The 17,742-nt window shown below is 70.4% G+C and carries 15 protein-coding genes; 8 read left to right on the top strand and 7 right to left on the bottom strand.

The window, feature by feature from the left end; translation table 11 throughout:
* Positions 1-11: 11 nt before the first annotated feature.
* Positions 12-2,444: a DUF3772 domain-containing protein gene (locus FHT26_RS18475; protein WP_168561578.1), complete on the top strand. Its 2,433-nt coding sequence runs from the start codon at positions 12-14 to the stop codon at positions 2,442-2,444.
* 16 nt (positions 2,445-2,460) lie between these two features.
* Here the strand turns inward: FHT26_RS18475 and FHT26_RS18480 are convergent, their stop codons facing one another.
* Positions 2,461-3,363, bottom strand: a complete 903-nt coding sequence (locus FHT26_RS18480) for a helix-turn-helix domain-containing protein (RefSeq protein WP_349238172.1) — start codon at positions 3,361-3,363, stop codon at positions 2,461-2,463.
* An 11-nt stretch (positions 3,364-3,374) separates the two neighbouring features.
* Between FHT26_RS18480 and FHT26_RS18485 the strand changes: the two genes are divergently transcribed.
* The gene (locus FHT26_RS18485; RefSeq protein ID WP_168561579.1) at positions 3,375-3,932 is read left to right on the top strand and encodes a GNAT family N-acetyltransferase; all 558 of its coding nucleotides are present in this window, start codon (positions 3,375-3,377) and stop codon (positions 3,930-3,932) included.
* A gap of 3 nt (positions 3,933-3,935) precedes the next feature.
* Here the strand turns inward: FHT26_RS18485 and mdeB are convergent, their stop codons facing one another.
* Positions 3,936-6,629 carry an alpha-ketoglutarate dehydrogenase gene (gene mdeB, locus FHT26_RS18490; protein WP_168561580.1) on the bottom strand — a complete coding sequence of 898 codons (2,694 nt, stop codon included), beginning with the start codon at positions 6,627-6,629 and terminating at the stop codon, positions 3,936-3,938.
* Between the two features lie 135 nt (positions 6,630-6,764).
* Between mdeB and FHT26_RS18495 the strand changes: the two genes are divergently transcribed.
* From FHT26_RS18495 to FHT26_RS18520, 6 genes are all read left to right on the top strand, one after another.
* A complete protein-coding gene (locus tag FHT26_RS18495) occupies positions 6,765-9,227 on the top strand; it encodes a penicillin-binding protein 1A (protein ID WP_168561581.1) in 2,463 nt (820 codons plus the stop codon).
* A 37-nt stretch (positions 9,228-9,264) separates the two neighbouring features.
* Complete coding sequence (locus FHT26_RS18500; RefSeq protein ID WP_168561582.1) at positions 9,265-11,106, top strand: DUF885 domain-containing protein; 1,842 nt, start codon at positions 9,265-9,267, stop codon at positions 11,104-11,106.
* Positions 11,107-11,174: 68 nt separating this feature from the next.
* Positions 11,175-11,411, top strand: coding sequence for a type II toxin-antitoxin system Phd/YefM family antitoxin (locus FHT26_RS18505; RefSeq protein WP_168561583.1), 237 nt, complete (start codon positions 11,175-11,177; stop codon positions 11,409-11,411).
* On the top strand, positions 11,411-11,788 hold the full coding sequence (locus FHT26_RS18510; RefSeq protein WP_168561584.1) for a type II toxin-antitoxin system VapC family toxin: 378 nt from the start codon (positions 11,411-11,413) through the stop codon (positions 11,786-11,788). Before FHT26_RS18505 ends, FHT26_RS18510 begins: the two co-directional genes overlap by 1 nt.
* A 15-nt stretch (positions 11,789-11,803) precedes the next feature.
* Positions 11,804-12,394 carry a hypothetical protein gene (locus FHT26_RS18515; protein ID WP_168561585.1) on the top strand — a complete coding sequence of 197 codons (591 nt, stop codon included), beginning with the start codon at positions 11,804-11,806 and terminating at the stop codon, positions 12,392-12,394.
* Positions 12,395-12,491: 97 nt separating this feature from the next.
* Positions 12,492-12,671, top strand: coding sequence for a hypothetical protein (locus FHT26_RS18520; RefSeq protein WP_168561586.1), 180 nt, complete (start codon positions 12,492-12,494; stop codon positions 12,669-12,671).
* Between the two features lie 14 nt (positions 12,672-12,685).
* Here FHT26_RS18520 and infA read toward each other — a convergent pair whose 3' ends face one another.
* The 5 genes from infA to FHT26_RS30395 form a co-directional block, all read right to left on the bottom strand.
* Complete coding sequence (gene infA / locus FHT26_RS18525; RefSeq protein WP_047501667.1) at positions 12,686-12,928, bottom strand: translation initiation factor IF-1; 243 nt, start codon at positions 12,926-12,928, stop codon at positions 12,686-12,688.
* A gap of 11 nt (positions 12,929-12,939) precedes the next feature.
* On the bottom strand, positions 12,940-13,221 hold the full coding sequence (locus FHT26_RS18530) for a hypothetical protein (protein WP_056804172.1): 282 nt from the start codon (positions 13,219-13,221) through the stop codon (positions 12,940-12,942).
* A gap of 234 nt (positions 13,222-13,455) precedes the next feature.
* On the bottom strand, positions 13,456-14,469 hold the full coding sequence (locus tag FHT26_RS18535) for a substrate-binding domain-containing protein (protein WP_168561587.1): 1,014 nt from the start codon (positions 14,467-14,469) through the stop codon (positions 13,456-13,458).
* Between the two features lie 102 nt (positions 14,470-14,571).
* Positions 14,572-15,804 (bottom strand): alginate lyase family protein, encoded by a 1,233-nt coding sequence (locus FHT26_RS18540; protein ID WP_168561588.1) that lies wholly within the window; start codon positions 15,802-15,804, stop codon positions 14,572-14,574.
* A 14-nt stretch (positions 15,805-15,818) separates the two neighbouring features.
* A complete protein-coding gene (locus FHT26_RS30395; RefSeq protein WP_210427472.1) occupies positions 15,819-17,729 on the bottom strand; it encodes a chitosanase in 1,911 nt (636 codons plus the stop codon).
* Positions 17,730-17,742 lie beyond the last annotated feature (13 nt).

The raw sequence follows: 17,742 nt of genomic DNA on the forward strand, positions 1-17,742 counted from the left end.
GAGTCGCAGGCATGGCAGGTCGACCGCAGGCTGTTCCTTTCACGACCGGGTGGCTGATCGCGCTGCTGCTCGCCATCTGCGCCGCGGCAGCTTCCGCCCAGCCCGTCGACGACCCCGACGCGATCCTCGAAACGGCCCGCCAGCGCGTCGATTCGATCGAGAAACGCCTGCAGGGCGACAGCACCGATGCCGAGCTGGTCGCGATGCGCGACGCGCTGCTCGAGGTGCAGCAGGGCGCCGAGCAGATCGCGCAGACGCAGGCCCCCGACCTCGCCCGCGCTCAGGCACGGCTGACCGAACTCGGCGCCGCGCCCGACGGCGCGCGCGAGGACAGCGACGTGGCGGCGCAGCGCGCCAGCCTGCAGAAGACCACCGAGGCGCTGAACGCACGCATCAAGCTCGCGCGGCTGCTGTCGGTCGAGAGCCTGCAGCTCGCCGACCAGGCCGCGAAGCAGCGCCGCTCGCGCTTCCAGGCGCACCTGTTCGAGCGCACCGATGCGCTGCTCAGCCCCTCGTTCTGGCACGACCTGCGCGATCTCTTCAGCACCGACGAGGCGCCGCATTCCCCGTGGCAGGGCCAGCTCGCGGCGGCGTTCGCGCGCATGTCGGCCGCCGCCTGGCTCGCGTGGTTCGGCGTCGCGCTGATCGGCATCGCACTGCGCATCGCGCTCGGCCGCGTCGTCGCGCGGCTCGCGGCCACGCACTCGCCGGCCGCGCGCGTGCGGCGCACGCTGTACGCGCTCGCGCAGACGCTGCTGTGGATGCTGGTGCCCGGCGCGCTCGCATGGGGCCTGGTGCTCGGCCTGAACTGGCAGCGCCCGACGCCCGAACCGCTGCATGGCCTGCTGGCGAGCTTCTTCGGCGTGGTGCTGTTCTCGTCCTACCTGGCCGGGCTCGGGCGCGCGCTGCTCGCAGCCGACCAGCCCGCGTGGCGGTTGGTGCCGATGCCCGATGCGCTGGCGCGCGCGCTGCGCTGGCAGCCGGCGGTGATCGGCTCGGTCACGCTGGCCGGCTGGCTGCTGCAGCGGCTGGCCGCGCTGGCGCAGGCCGACCTGGCGGCCGAGGTCGCGATCAACTGCGTCTATGCGCTGGTGCTGGCGCTGGTCGTCGGCCGCAGCCTGCGGCAGGGCGAGCGGCTGCGCCGCGCGGCGCTGGCCGCGGCAGCCGCCGCGCCACCCGGCGATGCAGCGGCCGAGGCGCCCGACGAGACCCCGCCGCGCCCGCTGTGGGTGTCGCTGATGCTGGCCGGCGTGTGGCTCGCGCTGGTGGCGAGCGTCGTCTGCATCGTGATCGGCTATGTGGCGCTCGGCGGCTTCGTCGCGCGCCAGGTCATCTGGGTGTTCGCGGTCTCGCTGACGGCCTACCTGCTGACGCTGCTGGTGGCCGATGTGTTCGACACCTGGGTGCGCTCGCCGCCGGTCGACGGCGCGGACGGCAGCGAGCCCGACGGCGCGATGCCGGCGCAGTCGGACGCCGCGGTGTCGCCGTCGCACCTGCGCAACCAGGCCGCGGTGATCGCCGCCGGCGGGCTGCAGCTGGCGGTGCTGCTGGTGGCGCTGGTGCTGATCCTCGCGCCGTTCGGCGAAGGCCCGGGCGACCTGTGGCAGCGCCTCGGCCAGCTCGACGTCGGCGTCGCGGTCGGCGAACTGCAGGTGCGGCCGGTCGCGGTGCTGCGCGCGCTGCTGGTGTTCGGCCTCAGCATGCTGGCGGTGCGCGCGCTGAAGCGCTGGCTGGCGAACAGCTTCCTGCCGACCACCCGGCTCGATGCCGGCATGCGCAGCTCGGCGACCACGCTGTTCGGCTTCGTCGGCACGGTGCTGGCGATCGCGTTCGGGCTGTCGGCCATCGGGCTCGCGCTCGACAAGATCGCGTGGATCGCGAGTGCGCTGTCGGTGGGCATCGGCTTCGGCCTGCAGGCGGTGGTGTCGAACTTCGTGTCGGGGCTGATCCTGCTGGCCGAGCGGCCGGTGAAGGTGGGCGACTGGGTCACGCTGGGCGGCATCGAAGGCGACATCCGCCGCATCAACGTGCGCGCCACCGAGATCCAGATGGGCGACCGCTCGACGGTGATCGTGCCGAACTCCGAGTTCATCACGAAGACGGTGCGCAACGTGACGCTGGCGAGCCCGCTCGGGCTGGTGCAGATCAAGCTGCCGATGCCGCTGGACACCGACACCGAACGGGTGCGCGACCTGCTGTTGCAGGCCTTCGAGCAGCACGACGACGTGCTGGAGTCGCCGCAGCCGAAGGTCTACCTCGACGGCTTCGACAACGGCAACCTGGTGTTCAACGCGACCGGCTACGTGGTGTCGCCGCGGCAGTCGTATGCGGTGAAGAGCGCGCTGTTGTTCCGCGTGCTGAAGGAACTGCGCGACGCCGACCTGCCGATGTGGCGGCCGCCGTCGCTGGTGCTGCGCGATCCCCGCACCGACGCGCCGGCCTGAGGCCGCTCGCACGGCGTCAGCTGCGCATCTGCCGCAGCCACGCCCCGGGCGACAGCCCGGTCGCGCCCTTGAAGCGCCGCGTGAAGTGGCTCTGGTCCGCGAAGCCCACCTCGGCCGCCACCTGGGCCAGCGCGGTGCCGTGCAGCAGCAACGCGCGCGCCTTCGCGAGCCGGACGGCATTCAGGTACAGGTGCGGCGGCACGCCGAAATGCTGCGCGAACGCCCGGCTCAGGTAGACGCGGGACACCCCGGCGTCGCGCGCGAGCTCGCCGATCGACAGGTCCCGGTCGGCGTTCTCGCGGATGTGGTCGCGCACCCGCAGCAGCCGCTTCAGCCCGGCGCCCACCGGCGGCATCGCCGCCCGGGCCGACTCGCCATGCCGCAGCAGCAGGTGCACGAACGCGCCGGTCAGCAGCGCTTCGGCCCGCATCGACTCCTGCGGCTGGTCCGAGGCCGCGATCGCCCGGTGAAGGGCCGCGGCCAGGGCCGGGTCGCGCACGACCGCGTCGCGGAAGTGGCGGCTGCCCTGCGTCCCCGCTTCAGGCTCCAGCAGGCCCGGCAGCACCTCGGTGTCGACGTACAGCATGCAGTAGCCGTAGCCGCCGGCGCTGCCGCGCAGCCCGTCGTGCGCCTGGTCGGGGTTCAGGAAGATGACGTCGCCCGGCGTGCTGGTCTGCGTCGTGCCGCGGCAATTGAAGGTCTGCACGCCGCTGCAGGTCAGGCCGATGCCGTACTCCGCATGGCTGTGCCGCTCGAACGCATGGTCGGTGAAATGCGCCCGCATCAGCGTCACCCCCGGCATGCCGGCGGGGCGGTAGCGCACCCAGTCCGACGTGGCCTGCGGCGTCGCGTTGTCGTCTACAGCGGTACAAGACGCCGGCCGGCGCGCTGGCGACAGTGGGGGATTCCTCGGCTTCACTCGACACCTCCATGCACATCCGGCCTGCAAGCCTCGACGACATCCCCACAATCCAGGCGCTCTATGCCGAAGCCATCGCGTTCCAGCGCGGCGGCGGACATCCGTCGTGGCGGGCACTCGACCTGGGCGTCGTCGAGCAGGACATCGCCGCGCGCAGCCAGCACGCCGTCGTGCTCGACGGCCAGGTGGCGGGCATCTTCAGCTTCTGCCCGCCGTCCGCGATGGACCGCGAGATCTGGGACGGCATGGCGCCGGAATCGGCACGCTACATCCACCGGATCATCGTCGGGCGGGCCTGGAAGGGCCGGCAGCTGTTCGCCCCCATGCTGGCCTGGTGCGAGGCGGAGGCCCTGCGCCTGGGCCTGGGCAGGCTGCGCCTGGACACCTGGGCCGAGAGCGCCGCGCTGATCCGCCACTACGCGCACTTCGGCTTCCGCTGGGTGGGCGAGCGCACCACCTCGGCGAACGATGCGCTGCCGCCGCCGTACCGCGGCCTCCGCCTGGCGATCATGGAGAAGCCGGTCGGCGCCGGGCGCCTCGGTCGGCCGACCGAGGTGGCGATGCCCTGAGGGTCAGCCCTGCCACGGCGCCTGCGCCGCGGCGTCCACGCCGTACTTCGCCACCGCCTGCGCCAGCACCGGGCGCTCCAGCGTGCCGTCGCGCACCAGCGCCTGCAGCGCGGCCAGCACCACCTGGTGGCGGTCGACCTCGAAGAAGCGGCGCAGCTGCTGGCGGGTGTCGCTGCGGCCGAAGCCGTCGGTGCCGAGCGTCACGTAGCGCGCGTCGACGTATTCGGCGATCAGCTGCGGCCAGGCGCGCACGTAGTCGGTCGCGGCGATCACCGGGTCTCGTCCCTTCAGCAGTGTCGCGACGTGCGAGGTGGCCGGCTCGCCGCCCAGCCGCTCGGCGCGGTCGCACGCGCGTGCGTCGCGCGCCAGCTCGCTGAAGCTCGTCACGCTGAACACCTCGCTCGCCACCTTCCAGTCGGTGGCCAGCAGCTCGGCCGCGGCGATGACCTCGCGCAGGATCGCGCCGCTGCCGAGCAGCCGCACGCTGCCTGCCTGCTTCTTCACCGGCTGCGCCTGCAGCCGGTACATGCCGCGCAGCAGGTCGGCCTGCGCCGCGTCGGGCAGCGACGGCTGCGCGTAGTTCTCGTTCATCAGCGTGACGTAGTGGAACTCGTCGCACTGCTGCTCCAGCATGCGCCGCGCCGCGTGGTCCACGATCACCGCGACCTCGCCGGCGAACGCCGGATCCCAGGCGCGGCAGTTCGGCACCATCGCGGCCATCACCAGGCTGCTGCCGTCCTGGTGCTGCAGGCCCTCGCCGCCGAGCGTCGTGCGGCCCGCGGTCGCGCCGAACAGGAAGCCGCGCACGCGCTGGTCGGCGGCCGCCCAGATCAGGTCGCCGACGCGCTGGAAGCCGAACATCGAGTAGTAGATGTACATCGGCAGCATCGGCAGCCCGTGCACGCTGTACGAGGTGCCGGCGGCGATCCACGACGCCAGCGCGCCGGCTTCGGTGATGCCCTCCTCGAGCAGCTGCCCGTCGCGCGCCTCGCGGTACGACAGCATCGAGCCGGCATCCTCCGGTTCGTACAGCTGCCCGTGCGGCGAGTAGATGCCGATCTGCCGGAACAGGCTCGCCATGCCGAAGGTGCGCGCCTCGTCTGCGACGATCGGCACGATGCGCGGGCCGAGCGCCTCGTCCTTCAGCAGCCCGGCGACCATGCGCACCGCGGCCATCGTGGTCGACATCTCCTTGCCGTCGGCCTGCAGCGCGAAGCCGCCCCAGCCGGACAGCGCCGGCACCGGCAGCACCGGCGCCTGCGGCTTGCGCGCCGGCAGCGCCCCGCCGAGCGCGCGGCGGCGCTCGTGCAGGTACTGCATCTCGGGGCTGTCGTCGGCCGGCTTGTAGAAGCGCAGCGCGGCGACGTCGTCGTCCGACAGCGGCAGCGCGAAGCGGTCGCGGAAGGCCTTCAGCGCGCTGACGTCGAGCTTCTTCGCCTGGTGCGAGGTCATGCGCGATTCGCCGACCCCGCCCATGCCGAAGCCCTTCTTGGTCTTCGCGAGGATCACCGTCGGCCGGCCTTTGTGCGCCCGCGCCGCCGCGAAGGCCGCATGCAGCTTGCGGAAGTCGTGGCCGCCGCGCTTCAACGCGTCGATCTCGTCGACGCCCATGTGCGCCACCAGCGCCTGCACCTGCGGGTCCTGGCGGAAGAAGTGCTCGACGTTGTAGGCCCCGTCGTTCGCGCCCAGCGTCTGGTACTGGCCGTCGACGGTGGCGGCCAGCCGCTGCAGCAGCACGTGCTGGGTGTCGCGGGCGAACAGCGCATCCCAGTCGGAGCCCCACAGCACCTTCACGACGTTCCAGCCGGCGCCGGTGAACAGCGATTCGAGCTCCTGGATGATCTGGCCGTTGCCGCGCACCGGGCCGTCCAGGCGCTGCAGGTTGCAGTTGACGATGAAGGTCAGGTTGTCGAGCTGCTCGCGCGCAGCGAGCGTGAGCCCGGCGATCGATTCGGGCTCGTCCATCTCGCCGTCGCCGAACACGCCCCAGACGTGGCGCGGCGCGGTGTCGGCCAGCCCGCGGTGCGCCAGGTAGCGCATGAAGCGCGCCTGGTACACCGCGCTGATCGGGCCGAGCCCCATCGAACCGGTCGGGAACTGCCAGAACTCGGGCATCAGCCATGGGTGCGGGTACGAGCACAGCCCGCGGCCGCCGACCTCCTGGCGGTAGTTCGCGAGCTGCTCCTCGCTGAGCCGCCCTTCGAGGAAGGCGCGCGAGTACACGCCCGGCGCCGAATGCGGCTGGAAGTACACCAGGTCGGCATCGCGGCCGCCCGGCGTGCGGCTGTCGTCGCCGCGGAAGAAGTGGTTGAAGCCCATCTCGAAGAGCTCGGCCGCCGACGCATAGCTCGCGATGTGGCCGCCCAGCTCGCCATAGGCCTGGTTCGCGCGCACCACCATCGCGAGCGCGTTCCAGCGGGTGATCGCGGTCAGCCGCTCCTCGATCGCCAGGTCGCCCGGGTAATGGCCCTGGCGCTCCAGCGGGATGGTGTTGCGGTACGCCGAATACGGCTGCACGTGCGGCACGATGCCCAGCTGCTGCGCCTGCTCCTCCAGCTGCTCCAGCAGGTAGAGGCCGCGCTCGCTGCCGCTTTCGGCGACGGTCGCGCGCAGCGCGTCGAGCCACTCCCGGGTTTCCAGCGGGTCGGTGTCGCTCGCGGCCTGGGCGAGCAGGTGGCGGGGGGTCTGGCCGTTCATGGGGCGGGTCCTGCAGCGGGGGAGCCGAGACTATAGGAGCAACCCACCGACACATCTTCCCGCAGGACATTGCATAGACTCGCCCACCCGGCCCGCCGTTTGCCCCTGGTGGGTCTGCCGCATGGAAGGACCTGGATGCCGAGTTTCCGCCCCGACCCGATGCCCACCGCGCCCGGCTTCGAGCCGGCGCCCGCATGGCGCGGCCGCCTGAAGCGCATCGCGTTGTGGTCGGCGCTGGGCGCCGCCGTGTTCGCCGTCGCGCTTGGCATCTACGTCGCGGTGCTGCTGCGCATCACGCCCAGCGTCGACGACCTGAAGCAGGTGCAGGCGCAGCAGCCGAGCGTGCTGCTGTCGGCGGACGGCCAGCAGATCGCGAGCTTCCGGCGCGCACAGCAGGAACGGCTGACGCTGGACCAGGTCTCGCCCTTCGTCGTGCAGGCGCTGATCGCCACCGAGGACCGGCGCTTCTACGACCATGGCGGCATCGACTTCATCCGCTCGGTCGGCGCGGTGCTGCACAGCGCCACCGGCGACATGCAGGGCGGCTCGACGATCACGCAACAGCTGGCGCGCAACCTGTTTCGCGACGAAGTCGGGCGCGCCCGCAACCTGCACCGCAAGGGCAAGGAATGGGTCACGGCGCTGCGCATCGAGCATGTCTACGACAAGAAGCAGATCCTCGAGGCCTACCTGAACACGGTGCCGTTCCTGTACAACGCGGTCGGCATCGAGATGGCGGCGCGCACCTACTTCGACACCTCGGCGGCCGAACTCGACGTGCTGCAGAGCGCCACGCTGGTCGGCATGCTGAAGGGCACGCAGTACTACAACCCGGTGCAGCACTCCGAGCGCGCGCTCGCGCGGCGCAACGTCGTGCTGTCGCAGATGGCGAAGGCGCAGGCGATCACCGAGGACCAGCTGCGCACGCTCAGCGCGCAGCCGCTGCAGCTGCACTGGAGCCGGCAGCCCGATTTCCCGGCCACCGCGCCGCACTTCGCGGCCTATGCGCGCAAGTGGCTGCTCGACTGGGCCGACGAGCATGAGCAAGACCTGTACGCCGATGGCCTGGTGATCGAGACCACGCTCGACAGCCGGTTGCAGGCCGAGGCGGAGCGCGCGGTGCAGGTGCAGGCCGACCTGCTGCAGCAGGTGGCGGACGCCGAATGGAGCCGCCCGGTGCTGCCGCCGGTGTCGACCGCGCCCGAGGCCTACGCGAAGCTGCTCGGCAAGGCCGAGCCGTTCGGCTTCCTGTGGACCGGGCGGCGCGACCTCGTCACCGCGTTCGTGCGCGAGTCGCCCGAGTTCAGGAAGGCGGTCGACGGCGGTGCGAGCCCGGACGCTGCGCTGGAGAAACTGCGCGGCGACGCGCCGTTCATGGCGCGGCTGAAGGCGCAGAAGACGCGGCTGGAAGCCGGCTTCGTCGCGATGGACCCGCGCAACGGCGAGGTCCGCGCCTGGGTCGGCAGCCGCGATTTCGCGCAGGAGCAGTACGACCACGTCGCGCAGGCCGAACGCCAGCCCGGCTCGACCTTCAAGCCCTTCGTCTACGGCGCGGCGCTCGAAGCCGGGTTGTCGCCGGAGCGCACCTTCGTCGACGGGCCGGTCGAGGTGACGATGGGCGGCACCGTCTGGCGGCCGACCGACATGTCGGGCGCCACCGGGCAGCCGATGACGATCCGCGACGGCCTGGCGCTGTCGAAGAACACCATCACCGCGCAGGTGATGCAGGAAGTGGGCATCCCGCGCGTGGTGGCGCTCGCGAAATCGTTGGGCGTCGACCAGAGCCCGCTGGAGCCGGTGCCGTCGCTCGCGCTCGGCACCAGCCCGGTCACGCTGCTGGAGATGGTGAACGCCTATGCGTCGATCGCGCAGGTGGGCAGCGTGCACAAGCCGGTGTTCGTCAAGCGCATCAAGGACCGCACGGGGCGGGTGATCGCCGAATTCGGCGAGTCCCCGCGCCGCGGCATGTCGCCCGAGGCCGCGACCGACCTGATCGACATGATGCGCGGCGTGGTCGCGCGCGGCACCGGCACGCAGGTCCGCACCCGCTTCGGCGTCGCCGGCGACCTGGCCGGCAAGACCGGCACCACGCAGAAGAACACCGACGGCTGGTTCATCCTGATGCACCCGGAGCTGGTCGCCGGTGCGTGGGTCGGCTTCAACGACGCGCGGGTCACGCTGCGCAGCAGCTGGTGGGGCCAGGGCGGGCACAACGCGGTGCGGCTGGTCGGCGATTTCTTCCGCGATGCGCAGAAGAAGGGGCTGGTCGACCCGAAGGCGAGCTTCCCGCCGCCGCGCGTGCCGGTGCCGGCGGTCGAGCCGGCCGCGTCGGCGCCCGAGGGCGCCAACGAGGGCGAGGGCGGCAGCCTCGAACCGGCGAACGGCGACGACCAGCCGCCCAAGACCGCGGAGGAGCTCGGGCAGATCCTCAACGGCATGGGCCTGGACCCGAAGACCGGCGTGCCGAAGGCGCCGGGCGACCGGCCTGCGCCGCGGCCGCAACCGAGCGCTGCGCCGACGCCGTTGCCGACGTCTCCACCGAATGAAGAACCGGCGCCGTCACCCACGGCACCGGCGGCTTCCGACAGCAGCCCATGAGGCTTTTTCCATCGACCTGACCCGGGAGAACACAACGATGACTTTTGCGACGACCTGGCTGCGTGCCGCGCAGCCTGCCGTGCTGGCGGTGCTGATCGCCGTGGCCGGCGCCCTCCAGGCGCAACCGGCGGCGCCGTCCGACGCGGCGGCCTCCGCAGCGCCGTCGGCCGCGGCCGCCGTGTTGCGCGGCCTGCTCGATGCCGACCTGGCCGAGAACTTCCGCCGCGAGCCGATGTGGGCGACGGTGTTGGGCATTCCCGGCTACAACGCGTTGCTCCCGGACCTGTCGGACGCCGAGAAGCTGCGCCAGCAGGCCTACGCGCGCGACACCCTCGCGCGCGTGCAGGCGATCGACCCGGCCGGCCTGCACGGGCAGGACCGGGTGTCGCGCGAGTTGCTGCTGGTCAAGATGCGCAGCGCCGTCGAATCGCAGCAGTTCGTGCATTCGAACGAGCTGGTGCTGACGACGCTGTGGGGCATCCAGTCGATGATGCCGTTGGCCGCGCAGATGACGCCGATGCGTGGCGCGGACGACTACCGCGACTTCACCGCGCGCGTGAAGGCGGTGCCGCGCATGGCGGAGCAGGTGCAGCAGCGCCTCGCGCTCGGCCTGCAGTCGGGCTGGGTGCAGCCGCGGGGCGTGGTGGACCGCGTGATCGCCGGCATCGACGCGCACCTGGTGGCCGATGCCGACGACAGCGTGCTGCTGAAACCGTTCAAGGCCTTCGTGCCCGCGGTGCCTGAAGACCAGCGCGACGAACTGCTGCAGGCCGCGCGTGCCGCGGTGCGCGACGACTACCAGCCGGCGCTGCGCCGGCTGCGCGAGTTCCTCGCGACCACCTACCGGCCGAAGGCGCCGGTCGACGTGGGCCTGTCGGCACTGCCGGGCGGCGACGCGTACTACGATTTCCTGATCCGCACCGGCATCGTGCAGGACCTGGACGCCGGCAAGATCCATGCGCTCGGCCTGCGCGAGGTGGCGCGGCTGCGGCGCGAGATCGCGCAGGTGGCGCGGCAGACCGGTTTCAAGGGCAGCACGCAGGCCTTCATCCATTACGTGAGCCACGACAAGCGCTTCTTCTTCACGTCGGAAGAAGCGGTGCTGGCGAGCTTTCGCGCGATGTCGGCGCGCATCGATCCGCAGTTGCCGAAGCTGTTCCACACGGTGCCCCGCATGGCGTACCAGGTGCGCGGCATGACGGCCGCGGAGTCGGCGAGCAGCACGGCGGCCAACTACACGCCGGGCTCGCTGGAGCTCGGCACGCCCGGCTACTTCACGGTGAACGCGCGCGGCTTCGCCGGCGAGCCGACCTGGGAGGTCGAGACGCTGTTCATGCACGAAGCGGTGCCGGGGCACCACCTGCAGACCGCCCGCGCGGCCGAGATCGAAGGGCTGCACGACTGGCGCCGCCGCGGTGGCTGGAACGTGGCCTATGGCGAAGGCTGGGCGCTGTACGCCGAATCGCTGGGCTTCGAGCTCGGCATGTACCGCGACCCGTACCAGCACTACGGCCACCTGCAGGGGCAGCTGTTCCGTGCGGCACGGCTGGTGGTCGACACCGGCATCCACGCCTACCGCTGGCCGCGCGCGAAGGCGGTCGACTACATGATCCGGCAGGCCGGGCTCGAGCCGGCCAACGCCGCCAGCGAGGTCGACCGCTATTTCTCGAACCCGAGCCAGGCGCTGGGCTACCTGCTGGGCAAGCGCAAGCTGCTGGAGCTGCGCGAGCGGTCGCAGAAGGCCTTGGGCAGCCGCTTCGACCTGCGCGATTTCCACGCGGTGGTGATCGACAGCGGAACGATGCCGCTGTCGGTGCTGGAGCAGCGCGTGGATGCGTGGATTGCGCGCGGCGGCGGGCGGCCGGATGCCGAGGGGTGACTCGGCGGGTCGACCACGGTTGCTCTTCGCTTCTAGACTAGACTTGGTCAACCCTTGAAGGCGCCGGCATGAACCCCATCAACATCTACGAAGCAAAGACCAGGCTGTCCCAGCTGGTCGATCAAGCCGCCGCCGGTGAAGACGTGGTGGTCAGCCGCAACGGCAAGCCGCTGGTGCGAATCACCCGTCTCGCGGCGCCCGAGCGCAAGATCCGGTTCGGAGTGCTCAAGGGCAAGGTCAAGATCCCGGCGGATTTCGACGCACCGCTGCCGGACGACGTGATCGCAGGTTTCGAGGGGCGTTGATGCGCTTGTTGCTGGACACGCACGTATTCCTGTGGGCTGTGACCGGGTCGTCGAAGTTGAAGGCGGGTTCCCGTCGACTGATGGAGTCGGCTGACGAGGTCTATGTGTCGGCGGCGTCGATCTGGGAAATTGCCATCAAGTCGCGCCTTGGAAAGCTCGATGCCGATGCCGACGAACTCGCGGCCGCCATTGCGGCGAGCGGTTTCGTCGAACTGCCGGTGCGCTCGGTGCATGCTGCCGCGACGCATCGGTTGCCGATGCATCACGACGATCCTTTCGACCGCTTGCTCGTCGCTCAGGCGATGAGCGAGCCTCTGCGACTGCTCAGTGCGGACGCCATCCTCGGCCGATACACGGACCTCGTGATTCCGATCTGAACCTTGCCTGCTGCCATGACGACTTCCGAAGACGCCCTGATCCAGATCGCCCGCCGCTACTCGCACATCGGCATGCAGGTGGCGAAGGCCTACCACCAGCGGCAGGCCGAGCTGGAACTCGACAAGGTGCTGATGCCCGAACGGCTGTCGACGCCTGGCGGCACCCTCACCTCGCTTGCGACGCTCGAAGAATTGCGCGAGCTGACCGCGACCCACCGGCAGGCGTACCAGAAGCTGATGGTGGCGTTCGCCGGCGAGATGGCCCGGGCGCTCGAGGAACTGCCCGAGGCGGTGCGCGACGCCGAGCGCGACCGCATCGTGCCGATGCTCGAATGGCAGTTCAACGCGCAGCGCGAGTTCTATGAAAACCGCGACCGCTGGATCGCCGCGGCGGAGCAGGTCTGCGAGCTGATCGAAGACCGGCGCGCCAGGCTGACCTTCACCGACGACGGCGTGCTGTTCGAGGCCGACGACGACCTCGACCGTTTCCAGGCGCTGATGACGTCGCTCGACGAGATGCAGCAGCGCGAGACCCAACAGCTGGCGCAGCGCATCGAGCGGATGAAGCGCTCGGCGGCGGCACTCGGGATGAGCTTCAGCGAGTAGGAAGAAGTCGCGCTCACGCGCGATGTTCTTTGCAGGGCCATGGCGTCCGGGCGGGCGCCTGACGGCTTACGATGGGCCTCAACTTGTCGAGACCCTCATGAATCAACTCCTGCTCCAACCCGCCGCCACAATCACGGCCGCGCTGATCACCAACCCGGCACCCGGCGTGTCACGCACGAAGATCGAGGACGTCGGCTCGCTGTTCACGCTGGTCTACAACGAACTGGCCAAGGCGGCTGCCGCCGACGCCGAACGGGCGAAGACGGCGGCGGCCTGAGGCCGGGCAGAACCTCAGCGGTTCTGTTGCGGCGGACGACCGAGGTGGCGGAACGTGATCCGCCCCTTGCTCAGGTCGTACGGCGACATTTCCAGCGACACGTTGTCGCCGGCCAGGATGCGGATGTGGTGCTTGCGCATGCGTCCCGAGGTGTAGGCCACCAGCTTGTGGCCATTTTCCAGCGTCACGCGAAAACGCGAGTCCGGCAGGATTTCGTTGACGACGCCGCTCATTTCGATCAGTTCTTCCTTGGCCATGAGGACACTCCTTAGGGGTTGGATGGGGATGGCACGGCCACGCTGCGGCCCGCGACCCAGGCAAGGCCCTGGTCGGTGGCGTAGCGCAATGCGGCGCGTGCGGTCTGGAAGAGCGGCGAGAAGCGCATGACCCGGTCATGGGTGGCGCTGCCGTGGCCGCTGCGGATGGAGACGGCGGCCTCGTGGCGGCCGTCGCTGCGGGAATGGCTGAATGGCGAGACGAGGTATCTGCCGATTTCGATCGAGGTCTTGATGCAGTTCTTTCTAGGGCGCGACCTGCTTGCAAGGGCCATCGGAAACGGCTGCTGCAGCGTCGGTCGGGAGTTGGGGCGTCGATGCCGTCAGAGGATGCAGCCCGCGGGACAGGCCGCCCGACACGCGCCAGGAGGAAGCACGCAGTCTACCACCGCGGGCTTTTTCCGGCCATGGCGCCGCGGCGGTATCCCCGTGAACGACTCGGCGTCCAGGGCCCGCAGCGTGTGTCGTGCCGATCAGCCACCGGGCCGGACACGGCGCGGTGGCCCCGTTCAGCCCTTCTTCGGCCGCGCCAGCGAATCCCGCAGGATCAGCTCGGGGGCGAACTCGCGCGACACCGGCAGCTCGGTGCCGAAGCACATGTTCGACAGCAGCCGGCAGGCGTTCAGCCCCATGTTGCCGACGACGATGCGGATCGTCGTCAGGCGCGGCGACAGCCACGCGGCGATGTCGGTGTCGTCGTAGCCCATCACCGACACGTCGCCCGGCACCGTGAGGCCGGCCGACTGCAGGCGCGACATCGCGCCCATCGCCATCTGGTCGTTGCAGCAGAACAGCGCGGTGAAGCGGGCCTTGTCGGCCAGCAGCTGGTCGGCGCCGACCCAGCCGCTTTCGGCCGCGAAATCGCCGGTCATCGTCGGCACCGACTGGCGCTCGATGCCAGCCGCGGCCAGCGTGTCGAAGAAGCCCTGCAGCCGCAGCCGGTTGTCCGGCGCGCCCGCCGGCCCGGCGATCACCGCGATGCGGCGGTGCCCATGCTCCAGCAGCGTGCGCGCCGCGAGCACCCCGCCGGCCTTGTGGTCGACGGTGAAGCACTGGCTGCGCATGCCCTTCACGTCGCGGTTGACCACCGCCAGGTTCGGGAAGCGCCGCTTCAGCCCGACGATGTCGGCATCGCGCAGCGCATAGGTCGTCAGCAGCATCCCCTCGCACTGCCGGTCCATCAGGAACTCGATGCCGTTCAGCGCCTGCTCGCGCACGTCTTCGCCGCCGTGGCCGTTGGCGATGACCATGTGGCGGTCCTGCGCCCGCAGCTCCATGTCGATCGCATGCAGCATCGGGCCGTAGAACGGGCCCTTGAAATCGGGCACGTAGACGCCGATCGCGTTGGTGCTCTTCATCGACAGCGCGCGCGCGATCCGCGAGGGCCGGAAATCCAGCTGCTCGATCGCCGCCTGCACGCGCGACGCCGAGTCGGCCGAGAACGGCCCCTTGCCCGAAATCACGCGCGATGCCGTGGCGACACCGACACCTGCCAGACGCGCCACATCCTTGATCGTGCCCACTGATTGCACCTGCCCCAGACTACCGAATTGGCTCGGATCATAGTCTGGAGCTTGGGCGTGGGCTGTTTCTGTTTCGAAATCGACGATGGTGTCGATCGCGAATCAGTAGTCGTCGCGGCCGTGCGTGGCGGTCGTGAAGCCGAGGAACTGCATCGATCCGCCGTCCGGGCGGCGCGCCTTCGCGAGCGCCTGGAAGTTCGGGATCGCGACGCCGCGGTTCATGTAGCCGTTGACCGCGATGTCCATGTAGCCGGCCTCCAGGTGCTGGCCCTTGCAGTTGCGCACGCCGCTGCCGCTCTGCAGCGATTTCGCCATGTACTCCAGCCCCTTGGCCAGCCGCGGCGTGGTCTCGCCCGAGGCCTTCCACAGCCACACCGAGGTGTCGCCGGCCTGGATCACCGCGATCTCGGCAGCCTGCGCCAGGCCTTCGAGGTTGTACTGCGGGTGCGTGCAGTCGCGGTCCTTCAGCTCGTTGACCTCGCCGCTCGAGAAGACCGACAGCGGGATCATCTCGGTGACGCGCTGCAGGCCGGCCGCGTAGCGCGTCGGGTTGTCCTGGTAGGCGCCGGCGGCCATCATCGCGAGACCGGCCGACACCGCCCAGTTGTTGACGCGGGTGCGCGCCTTCGCGGCCTCGGTGTACTGGCGGTCGATGAAGCCGTTGAAGGTCGTGATGTCGGCCTGCGCCCAGCCGGCTTCGCCGTTGTTGTAGTGGCGGATGATCTCGGCCGCGCTGACCCACACCGGCAGCATCCACGCCGCCTCGAGCTGCACCTGGGCGGCGTTCGTGCCCGAGGCCACCGAGAAGCTGCGGAAGGTCCTGCCCCAGTCGTTCAGGATCGCCACCGCCTTGTCGCGGTGCCGCGCGTCGCCGGTCTTGACCCAGCGCAGCGCGTTCAGGTAGGCCGCCTGCGCATCGTTCTTGAAGCGCGCCTCCTGGTCGCCGATCGCGCTGCCCACCACCTGCACGTTGGACAAGGCCTTGTGCGAGTAGGTGTAGGCGCTGCGCGAGTCGTTCATCACGACCTGGTAGCCGGTCTTCAGCACGCTCGGGTTGGCCGAGTTCTGGGCGGCCTTGAAGCTGTCGAGCCGCGCCTGCGTCAGGAAGATGCCGGGGTGGCGGAAGGTGGCCGGCGTGATCGCCTGCGCGCCTTCGCGTGCCACCGCGGCATCGTCGGTCGGCGCGTCGGCGACCTGGGCGTTGTCGTCGACGGCCGCGGCCTGCGCGCCATCGTCTTCGCCGGTGTTGCCGCCGCCGCAGGCTGCCAGCAGGGCCAGCGTGACCGGGGCCAGGGCCCAGCACAGGCGCCGGGTCGTTGCGTTGAAGTTCTTCATCGGGATCTCCTCGCTCACTTGATGCTGTAGCTGTCGCCGTAGACCTTCCAGTTCAGCGGCGTGTTCAGGTCGAAGTTGCCGGCTTTCAGCCAGACGCGCTGCGCGGTGTCGACGCGCGTCGTGTCGCTGTGGGCCTCTTCCTTGTTCATCTCGACCACGCGGGCATCCATGAAGGCGTTCAGGTAGGTCGCCTCGTCGCCGCCCTGGGCGGGGGTCTTGGCCTTGGCCATGGCCGCCTTGCGCACGCTCATCGCGCCTTCGTAGCCGTGCATCACGGCCGCGTCGTAGTAGGCGAACTGCCCGAGTGCGCGCAGGCCGTCGCTCTTGGCCTTGTTGACCGCAGGATTGAAGTAGACGTTGTCGCGCTCGTAGTCCTGCGACTGCTGGAAGATCACGTCGGCGGCGGCCGTCTTCCAGTCGCCGGTGTAGGTCGGATCGAGCCCGGCGTGCGACTCGGTGTTGTTCACCTTCTTCAGCGCCGGCAGGTACTTGGCCAGCACGTTGCCCGGCTTGCGGTTGGTGTATTCCTGCACCACTTCCAGCATGTCGCCGGTGCCCGAGCAGAAGCCGATGATGCCGGCGGTGTAGCCGCGGCCGTCATGGATGTCCTGGATGTAGGCGTACTGCGCCTTCCAGTTCAGCGACGAGTTCTCGGCGCTGGAGACGATCTGCATCGCGATGTCCTTCTTGCGGGCATCGAACAGGTCGGACGACGACGGGGCCGGCGCAGGGGCTGGAGCCGGAGCCGGTGCGGGCGCGGGTGCCGGAGCGGGCGCTGGGGACGGTGCAGGAGAAGGTGCAGGAGAAGGTGCGGGGGCCGGCGCAGGGGCCGGCGCGGGCGCCGGAGCCGGTGCAGGCGCGCCGACCGCGGTCAGCTTCCATTGCTGGTTCGCGCCGGTGCCGCAATCCCATTGCTGGATCGCGCCGCCGGCCGACATGCTGTGGTCCTTCACGTCGACGCACTTGCCGCTGTGGCGGGCCTTCAGCGAGAAGCCGGCACCCGACACGGCGACCGCGAAGCGCTGGTTGTCGCTGGCGGCGGTGGCCCATTGCTGGATCAGCGCGCCGTTGGCGGTGGACACGTCGGTCACATCGAGCGACTTGCCGCTGTTGACGTTGACCAGGCGGAACGTGCCGCCGGTCTCGCCGCGCAGCTCGAAGCGCTGCGAGGCCACGTCGACGCAGGCGCTCTGTTGCGCCTTCGCGCCGTCGGCGGTGCCGGCACCGGCGATGTCCAGGCACAGGCCCGACTCGACCGACTTGACTTCGTAGACGCCGACCGCGACCGCGGCGGTGACATTGCCGCTGCGCGGCAGGAACCGGAACGACTGGCCGCCGCTGGTGCCTGTGCTGCACGACAGCTGCTGCAGCACGGCGCCGTCGGCGTTCGAGGAACCGGTCACGTCGACGCATTTGCCGCTGCCGGCATTGACCAGGCGGAAGCGGTCGCCGCCCAGGTGCTCGATGCGGAAGCGCTGCGCGTTGGTGCCGTTGTCGACCCACTGCTGCACGGCCGCGCCGTCGGCGGTGGAGGCCGACGCGACGTCCATGGCCTTGCCGCTGCCGCCGTTCACCAGCTTGTAGATACCGCCGCCGACCGCGCTGAGTTCGAACGACTGCGCGGCGTTCTTGTTGCAGCCGGCCTGCTGCAGCCGGCCGCCGTCTTCGGTGCTGGCGCCGGCCACGTCGACGCACTTGCCGCTCTGTGCATTGACGATGGTGTAGATGCCGTTGGCGAGCGTGATGGTGCCGGCTGTGCTGGCGCGTGCGGCCTGCGCGGCTTCATGGCGGTCGGCGGCGCCGTCCGCGCTGTCGGGCGCGGAGCTGCCGTCGTTGCCGCCGCAGGCCGCGAGGAAGGCGCTGCCGATCGCGACGGCGAGCGGCAGGCGGGCGAATTGATAACGCTTGGAATGCCTGGTGTTCATGGTGTGCTCCTGG

Origin of the sequence: Rhizobacter sp. SG703 (assembly GCF_012275445.1) — a bacterium.
Lineage (GTDB): Bacteria > Pseudomonadota > Gammaproteobacteria > Burkholderiales > Burkholderiaceae_C > Rhizobacter.

Bases quoted from the DNA above. Each gene is read 5' to 3' on its own strand.
- FHT26_RS18475 (WP_168561578.1), top strand. From the start codon at position 12: ATGGCAGGTCGACCGCAGGCTGTTCCTTTCACGACCGGGTGGCTGATC.
- FHT26_RS18485 (WP_168561579.1), top strand. From the start codon at position 3,375: ATGCACATCCGGCCTGCAAGCCTCGACGACATCCCCACAATCCAGGCG.
- mdeB (WP_168561580.1), bottom strand. From the start codon at position 6,629: ATGAACGGCCAGACCCCCCGCCACCTGCTCGCCCAGGCCGCGAGCGAC.
- FHT26_RS18495 (WP_168561581.1), top strand. From the start codon at position 6,765: ATGCCGAGTTTCCGCCCCGACCCGATGCCCACCGCGCCCGGCTTCGAG.
- FHT26_RS18500 (WP_168561582.1), top strand. From the start codon at position 9,265: ATGACTTTTGCGACGACCTGGCTGCGTGCCGCGCAGCCTGCCGTGCTG.
- FHT26_RS18505 (WP_168561583.1), top strand. From the start codon at position 11,175: ATGAACCCCATCAACATCTACGAAGCAAAGACCAGGCTGTCCCAGCTG.
- FHT26_RS18510 (WP_168561584.1), top strand. From the start codon at position 11,411: ATGCGCTTGTTGCTGGACACGCACGTATTCCTGTGGGCTGTGACCGGG.
- FHT26_RS18515 (WP_168561585.1), top strand. From the start codon at position 11,804: ATGACGACTTCCGAAGACGCCCTGATCCAGATCGCCCGCCGCTACTCG.
- FHT26_RS18520 (WP_168561586.1), top strand. From the start codon at position 12,492: ATGAATCAACTCCTGCTCCAACCCGCCGCCACAATCACGGCCGCGCTG.
- infA (WP_047501667.1), bottom strand. From the start codon at position 12,928: ATGGCCAAGGAAGAACTGATCGAAATGAGCGGCGTCGTCAACGAAATC.
- FHT26_RS18530 (WP_056804172.1), bottom strand. From the start codon at position 13,221: ATGGCCCTTGCAAGCAGGTCGCGCCCTAGAAAGAACTGCATCAAGACC.
- FHT26_RS18540 (WP_168561588.1), bottom strand. From the start codon at position 15,804: ATGAAGAACTTCAACGCAACGACCCGGCGCCTGTGCTGGGCCCTGGCC.
- FHT26_RS30395 (WP_210427472.1), bottom strand. From the start codon at position 17,729: ATGAACACCAGGCATTCCAAGCGTTATCAATTCGCCCGCCTGCCGCTC.